The sequence below is a fragment of the Bradyrhizobium sp. genome, assembly GCF_049581145.1.
In the GTDB taxonomy this organism is placed as follows: Bacteria; Pseudomonadota; Alphaproteobacteria; order Rhizobiales; family Xanthobacteraceae; genus Bradyrhizobium.
This window is the reverse complement of the sequence record NZ_JBAURI010000082.1, coordinates 1-7,504: the sequence shown is the minus strand read 5'-3', so window position 1 is coordinate 7,504 and position 7,504 is coordinate 1. Positions and strand designations below refer to the sequence as shown.

The window sequence follows — 7,504 nt, the reverse complement described above, 5'->3', positions numbered from 1 at the left end:
TTGCGGTACTTCACTCTGGGGCTAGATTTTGATTTAACGACGTTTGACCTTTATGCTGAAATTGGTGCCTCAGATCGGATCGTTTGTGCGGTCATAGAAGGTCTTGAACGGTCCCTACAGGAATACGGCTTGAAATCCGGCGAAACACACGTTCTTCTTACCGATAAATTGCGACCTGCGTTAATGAAGAACCCCGAACAAATCGATGTTATTCAAAAACGCCTGAGAAAAACTGCCGAGGACATTGAACTTAGTCGGGGAGATACCGCAAAAAAGCAACAACTCCTGGATGTGGCGGATAGGGTTCGAGGGGAAGTAGCCGAGAGAGCAAATCTATCCGATACTAGAGAATCGTCGATCGAAGCTGACCGGATTGCGAACGTCGTGCAAAACTGGCTGGTTGCAACAATGCTACTCGGAGCCGGCGCCGAGCATCTGTCAGCAGAAATGAAGCAGATGCTCGCGAGCTTGCTAGTCCAAGTCTCTTCATTGATTGCGCATCGCACGACGGAAGCAATATTGAAAGTCGACTTCTCATTGATAAAGGCGCATTTCCAGGCAGATCCTGAGGTTATGGAAGCACTCAAAGACGTGAGCGAGCCTAACGACGAGGTGGCAATTGAGCGCCTACTCGGCGGTTTAGTCGATGTTTTGCAGTATTCTCTCTACGCTGCTGGCTTTCGCAGGGTATTGGGTCAATTATGCGAAGGTGCCCGCCAGAGGGTTCTGGCAACAAGTGTCGAGAAGGCCGTTGTGTCAGGGCCTATCGAACTACTCATTCATTCAGCTTGGCTCGCCGATATCGAAAGTAAGCGCGGGAGAGACCTTCTCGTAAGAACAATCAAGGACCTTCCGGCGACACCCTTTTTACGCACCTGCTTAGCAGCACACTTCCTGGAAAGGGTATACTGGAATCACTGGCGAAAGGAAGATCGGATAGTCCTTCTCAACGCCGCAGAAGAGTGTCTAAAGGGCGTCGGCCTAAACCTGAATAAGGGTGAACTCAAGAGATACATCGAGAACAGCATTGAAACGAAAAAGGGGCAAGATAGCTAGAGCGCGATAATACTCGCTCTACGTTGCCATTGTAGTACGGCACGAACCAATTGGTTGTGGGCCTCTGCCTCTTCAATCGGAAGCCATCGACGGTCCTCTAAAATGGCCAGGTGCGCATTCCGGCGAAGGCGACCATGGATTCCGACGCATGGCGACCAGTTGATCCGGTCGATGACGACCAGGGCGGCGCATGAGCTGGATGGCGCCGTTGGATGCAGATTTTGATTTCAGTATTTGCGGTTTCGGTCAAGCTTCAGGTGGAGCACTTTGTACGGTTTGCCGTCGCGCATCAGCCTACCCAAGGGCGGTCGAAGGCGGCGTAGTAGGTAGGGCGGGCGTTTCTATCCCCGGCAGGTTCGGTGGTGATTCTGGCTGGCCCGGAAGGCCGCCCACGCATCAGCGGCAACGCCGGTATTGCCGGCGGCGCGGGACCATTCAGCCCGTTCTCGCTCACTGAGTCTGTTCCACCAGATCATGCCGATTTCGTCGTCGGCTGTTGCCCCGTTGTCGTGGTCGGGTAGCCCGTGCGCGGCCCGGAGTGACCGCCACGAGTCAGACGCAGCGCCGCGCGCGGGCGGGCGGTTGGTGACGGGGGTCATTTTTTGACCGCCTTGGTCGGCTTTGTGGCCGCTGCATCCGCCATTTCGACGACCGGACCCACAGTGTCGGACTTGGCCGTTTTTGGATCGCGCATCGAGGGACCATCGAGCGCGAGGCGGTAGGCGTTGTGCACGAGGCGATCAAGGATCGCGTCAGCGAAGGTTGGCTCGTCGATGACGTCATGCCATGCCTCGACTGGCAGCTGGCTGGTGATCAGCGTCGATCCCGCGCCATAGCGGTCTTCGACGATCTCCATCAGATCGCGGCGCTGGTTCGGATTGAGACGATCCGGCCCCCAGTCGTCGAGGATCAGCAGGTCGGCCTTCGTGAGCATGCGGAACAGGCGTGCGAAGCGGCCGTCACCGTGCGCCAGTTCGAGATCGGCGAACAAGCGTGGCACGCGCGCGTAATGCACGGTGTAGCCGTCACGGCAGGCTTTCTGTGCCAGCGCGCAACTAAGCCATGACTTGCCGACGCCGCACGGGCCGGTGACGAGCAGATTGCGATGCTCGGTGATCCAGCGGCCGGCGGCCAATTGCTGGAACAGAGCCTTGTCGAGCCGGCGTGGCGTGCGGTAGTCGACATCCTCGATCGAGGCCTGGCCGTGACGCAGCTTCGCATGGCGGAGCCGGCTTTTGAACCGCTGCGTGCCGCGGTGCGCCGCTTCGCGATCGAGCATCAGCGCCAGCCATTCGGCAGGGCCAAGGTCCTTTGCCTGGTCCTGTGTTTGCAACTCGATAAAGGCGTCCGCCATGCCGTCGAGCCTGAGGGCCCGAAGCTGATCGATGGTTGGATGGGTCAGCATTTTGTCTTCTCCTCAGTTGAAGTAGCGGGGGCCACGGATGTTGGGATGAACTATCGCAGGCCCGTCCGTGGCGGTGGCGGCCCTTTGGCGATCCAGATTGTTCTTCAAGATGGACGTCACCGACGTGTAGGAGCGCGCGCCGATATCGAGGGCGCGACCGCAAGCGGCTTCGAGCCGTTCATGGCCGAAGCTGGTCGCGTGCCGCAGGATGCCGATCGTGGCGCGGAAGCCTTGCTCCGGATGCGTTCGTTCGCGCAGGATGATCTCGATCAACGCCGACGTCTTCGGCCCGATCTCGTTCGCTCGTCGGTGGATACGTTCCAGTGTCCAGTCGGCATAGCGCCGGTGGCTCGACGGCATATGTTCGCTTACGGTCGTGTGGCGCCGGTTGGACGACGAGCGTACATGGACGGCGACGCGATGGCCTTGATGGAAAAGCTCGATGGTCCGCGCGGTGACCCGCGCCCACAGCGTCTCACGCAGCAGCGCATGCGGTACCGAGTAGTAGTGCTTCTCGACCTCGACGTGATAATCGAGGCCGGCCTTGCACTGCTTCCATTCGGCGTAGACGTAAGGCGCTGTTGGGAGCGGCTTCAAGGCCGATCGGTCTGTTGCGTCGAACAAGGTGCGTCGGCTCGCGCCCAGATGCCGCGAGACTCGGTCGTTGAGTGTTACGAGGCACTCCCGGATCGCCGCGTTCAGCTCCGGCAGCGAGAAGAACCGGCGGTTCCTGAGTTTGGCGATGATCCATCGCGTCGCGACCTGCACGGCGACTTCGACCTTGGCCTTGGCAAAGGTCGTCGACTGCAGGTCATGCGGGTACGACCCAGCAAACGGTGCGGATCACGCATCCTTTCCATCCGCTTTGCGGTCGCAAGTTCGAGCTGATCTGCCGGCGCCGTCATTGGGGCGAAGACCGGGTGGTCTATGCGGGCCAGAACGGTCGACTTTGCACGATCGCCAGCGCCTGGACCGATATCGATTCACCCGATGAGTTCCGGCTGATCGCTGCGGGTAGAGCAGCCTTTTGCGTGGTTGACCTGTTGGCACTTTGTGACGCGCTGGACCGGCTCGCGGAGAGCATGGGCGCCGGCGATGCGTAAATATAAATACGCCGCACGTGTAAAGATAATAACGCCATGCCGTGGACGCGATACGGCGTGTTACGTCACAAATATCAACATATATTCATCATATTGCGTCTTCATCTCCATTGACACTCAATATATAGAGGCGTATTTATATTTACGTAAGATTGAGACCGAGCATGGCCAGGGCGAAGAAGCGGGATCCGAAGAGCGAGGCGCTGGCGCAAGACGGCGTCCTCAATCCAAATCCGGAAGCCGTCCGCGACCCCTCGTTCGTCAGCAACCCATTCTTCGATGCGAAGGACCTGGTGCAGGTGCGCTACGAGATGGTGCGACGTCACCAGATCGACGGCGTTGCGATCAGCGAGGCCGCCGAGACATTCGGCGTGACGCGCCCGACCTTCTACAAGGCGCAGACCGCCCTGCAGACCGCCGGACTTGCCGGCCTGTTGCCGAACCGGCGAGGCCCCAAAGACGGCCACAAGGTCTCCGCCGAGGTCGTTGCGTTCGTCGCCGCTCTCAAAGCTGCAAGACCCGAACTGACGACGTCGCACTGCCTGGATGCGATCGAGGCGCGGTTCGGCGTCAAGGTGCACAGACGCAGCCTGGAGCGGGCGCTGGCACGCAAAAAAAAACGACTCAACCCAGCTTGATCGTCGCGCCTGCGGACGCAGCGGACAGCTACGAGAAGCTACGCGCCGCCGCATTGCGTGCCGAGTTCACGGCCTGCCCTGGTCTCACCATTCTTCGTCGACGGGGATTGGCAGCGTGGATCCGAGCGCGCGGACAGGAGGTGGATACCGAGGCCGTCTGCTACGACCATCGGCTCACGCACTCGGCCCCAGACAATCCGTCGCCTGCAACAAGCGACGTCACGCGCCTCATCGCCGGCATCCTCGTCGCCATCGCAATGGAGCCCTTCCATGCCTGAACTTAAAGTCACTGCCGACCATCTCAAGCGCGACGCTTACCTCTATGTCCGCCAATCGACCCTTCGCCAGGTCGCCGAACACGGCGAGAGCACTGAACGCCAATACGGGCTGCGGGATCGAGCCGTTGTGGCCGGCTGGCCGGTCGAGCGCGTTCACGTCATCGATCGCGATCTCGGCAAGTCTGGCTCAAGTACGAAAGCGCGCGACGGCTTCCAGCAACTGGTGAGCGAGGTGGCGCTCGGCAAGGCCGGTATTGTCATGGGGCTGGAGGTCTCGCGCCTTGCGCGCAACTCGGCCGACTGGCACCGGCTCATCGAGCTTTGCGCATTGACGGCGACGCTCATCCTTGACGAAGACGGTATCTACGATCCAGCCAGCTTCAACGATCGCCTCTTGCTCGGCCTCAAAGGTACGATGAGCGAGGCCGAGCTGCACATCATCAAAGCGCGCATGCGTGGTGGTCAGCTCAACAAGGCCCGTCGCGGCGAGCTCGAGATGTGCCCTCCGGTCGGGCTGGTTTACCGGAACGATCGGACGATCGGCCTCGATCCCGACCTCCAGGTGCAGAACGCAATCCGTCTCGTGTTCCACACATTCGAGCAGACCGGAAGTGCGATGCAGACAGTCCGCTTCTTCCGGGAGCAAGGTTTGCTGTTCCCGCGCCGACTCCGGACAGGACCGAACAAGGGTGATCTCCTGTGGGCGGCGCCGCACCATGCGCGCGTTCTGCAGGTGCTCCACAATCCGCGCTACGCTGGCGCTTTTGCGTATGGCCGAACCCGCATACGGCACCGGCCCGATGGTGGCACCAGTGTCGTCAAGGTTGCCAGGGCCGATTGGCAGTTCGTTATGCCGGGGATGCACCAGGGCTACATCGACTGGGAGCGCTTCGAGGCCAACCAGCGGCGGCTCGCCGACAACGCTCGTGCCTTCGGTGGCGACCGGCGGTCGGGACCGGCGCGCGAGGGACCGGCGCTTCTCCAAGGTCGCGTGGTCTGTGGCCTGTGTGGCGAACGCATGGGTGTGCGCTACAGCCAGGAGCACGGCAGCACCGTCCCCACCTATCTGTGCCAGGCGAATGCGGTACGCCGCGCGGGATGGACCTGCCAAACGGTTTCCGGGAAGATCGTCGATGCGGGGATCGCAGACCTGATGATCGAGCTGATGACGCCGATGACGCTGGCGGTCACCCTTGAGGTGCAACGCGAGCTTGAGGCGCGCGCCGCAGAGACCGATGCAGCGCGTCGCCAGCATGTCGAGCGGATGCGCTATGAAGCCGAGCTCGCGCGTCGACGCTACATGAAGGTCGATCCCGACAATCGACTCGTCGCCGATTCACTCGAGGCCGAATGGAACGACAAGCTGCGTCGTCATGCCGATGCCACCGAAGACTACAAGCGCCGTAGCAAACAGCAGGCTGTGGCACTCAGCGCAGAAGCCCAGCGACGCATCCTTGACCTCGCCGAACAGCTTCCGCGGATCTGGCAAGATCCACGAGTTGACTCCCGCGAGCGCAAGCGCATCGTGCGTCTGCTCATCGACGACGTAACCCTAGTCAAGTCGCAAACCATCACCGCTCATGTGCGCCTGTCTGGCGGCGCCACGCGTACCTTGGTGCTCGACCGGCCGCTCCCCATCGCCCAGATACGCAAGTTCAAACCTGAACTCGTCGCCGAGGTTGATCGTCTTCTTGACCATCATTGCGATCGCGAAATCGCCGAGATCCTCAACAATCACGGATGGCGTACGTGGGAGGCAAAGGCGTTCAATCTTAAGAAGGTCGCCTTCATTCGCTGCGCGTACAAACTTGCGAGCCGATATGAGCGGCTGCGTCGACGTGGTATGCTCACGACGCGCGAGATCGCCGCCAAGTTCTGTGTCTCCGAGACAGCCGTACACACGTGGGGTCGCCAGGGGCTCATCACAAAATGTTATACGGACAGCCTGAACCGTGGCCTCTGGGAGATCCCCCAGGGCATGACGATCCGCAAGGGCTGCGGTGGGCGCGGCGCCCGCCCGGCGCAGCTCACCGCCATCACCGCGCCATCAAAGGAATGAGGTGCAGTATGAAGCGCTCGCCTTGTCGCGCGGCTTCCTGGGCCGCGCCGGCACGATCGCCGTGCCGTAGTGCGCCGCCATCTCGGCATAGCCGCGATTGACGGCGGGCTCGTAGAAGCAGGCTTTGGTGATGCCGGACTTCAGATTGTCGCAAACCACCATCGCCGGCACGCCGCCGAAAAAGGCGAACGCGCGCGTGTGCGATCCGATCCAGTCGGGCAGCGATTGCGTGGCCGTTGCCTCGGCGTAGGTGTAGCTCGACGCACCGAGGGCTGCGACGAACAATTGGCAGGTATGCACCTCGCCGGTCGTCGCGTCGAAAATGTCGATCGTCGTGCCGGCATAATCGACGAACAGCTTCTCGCCGGCCACGTGCGCCTGCCGCATCGTGGGTGACAACCGGCCTTCCCAGGCGCGATACAGTTCGCAAAACCTCGAACGGCTGTAACCGTCGGGATGGGTCGCGCGGTACTCCTCCCACACCAGTTGCAGCGTCACACCCTTGCGGCGCAACTCGCGATGAACCGCCGGCCAGTCCGGCAGCGACCGCCAGTCCTTGGCCGCGGCCGCAGGCGCCGGATACAGCCGGCTTTCCAGCGCGGCGTCGCCGAGATCGTCGGGCAGCGGCCAACTGATACCAGCCTCACGCGACCGACGCAGACACGCCCCGGCAGCGGTCGGGCCGATGCCAAGGCTGGCCGCGATCTGACGCTTGGACAGGCCGGCTGCCGACAGCCGCAACACATCCCGGATCTTGCGCATGGGTAATCTCGATTGGGCCATTCCCGCTCCTCTGGAAAAGGAGCGAGGTCCGGCTGATTCGCGGATCACCCAACGGCGTTCATCACGCCCGTCCACAACCCTGTTGCCCTGGTCGCCATGGACCGGAACAGGTGGTCGTCATCGATCGGAATTGGTGGTCGCCATCAACCGGATTCACCGGTCGCCATGCCCCGGAGCGCGCA

Annotated in this window: 7 protein-coding genes and 1 pseudogene; 5 read left to right on the top strand and 3 right to left on the bottom strand. The window is 61.3% G+C overall.

The window, feature by feature from the left end; translation table 11 throughout:
* Positions 1 to 1,056, top strand: a 1,056-nt coding sequence (locus WCB02_RS02380) for a hypothetical protein (RefSeq protein WP_423955963.1), incomplete at its 5' end; no start/stop codon positions are given.
* Between the two features lie 595 nt (positions 1,057 to 1,651).
* On the opposite strand, the gene istB is transcribed toward WCB02_RS02380, so the two are convergent.
* Positions 1,652 to 2,461, bottom strand: a complete 810-nt coding sequence (istB, locus tag WCB02_RS02375) for an IS21-like element helper ATPase IstB (RefSeq protein WP_423955961.1) — start codon at positions 2,459 to 2,461, stop codon at positions 1,652 to 1,654.
* A 12-nt stretch (positions 2,462 to 2,473) separates the two neighbouring features.
* Entirely contained in the window at positions 2,474 to 3,229 is a 756-nt protein-coding gene (locus WCB02_RS02370; protein WP_423955959.1) for a Mu transposase domain-containing protein, read from the bottom strand.
* A 68-nt stretch (positions 3,230 to 3,297) separates the two neighbouring features.
* Here WCB02_RS02370 and WCB02_RS02365 point away from each other — a divergent pair, with 68 nt between their 5' ends.
* From WCB02_RS02365 to WCB02_RS02350, 4 genes are all read left to right on the top strand, one after another.
* On the top strand, positions 3,298 to 3,564 hold the full coding sequence (locus WCB02_RS02365; RefSeq protein ID WP_423955956.1) for a DUF5372 family protein: 267 nt from the start codon (positions 3,298 to 3,300) through the stop codon (positions 3,562 to 3,564).
* A 164-nt stretch (positions 3,565 to 3,728) separates the two neighbouring features.
* Entirely contained in the window at positions 3,729 to 4,202 is a 474-nt protein-coding gene (locus tag WCB02_RS02360; protein ID WP_423955954.1) for a helix-turn-helix domain-containing protein, read from the top strand.
* Positions 4,199 to 4,480 (top strand): hypothetical protein, encoded by a 282-nt coding sequence (locus tag WCB02_RS02355; RefSeq protein ID WP_423955952.1) that lies wholly within the window; start codon positions 4,199 to 4,201, stop codon positions 4,478 to 4,480. The genes WCB02_RS02360 and WCB02_RS02355 overlap by 4 nt, the downstream gene beginning before the upstream one ends.
* Positions 4,473 to 6,539, top strand: a complete 2,067-nt coding sequence (locus WCB02_RS02350; protein ID WP_423955950.1) for a recombinase family protein — start codon at positions 4,473 to 4,475, stop codon at positions 6,537 to 6,539. Before WCB02_RS02355 ends, WCB02_RS02350 begins: the two co-directional genes overlap by 8 nt.
* Positions 6,540 to 6,551: 12 nt before the next feature.
* Here WCB02_RS02350 and istA read toward each other — a convergent pair.
* A pseudogene (gene istA, locus WCB02_RS02345) lies at positions 6,552 to 7,301 on the bottom strand (IS21 family transposase); the annotation flags it as partial.
* Positions 7,302 to 7,504 lie beyond the last annotated feature (203 nt).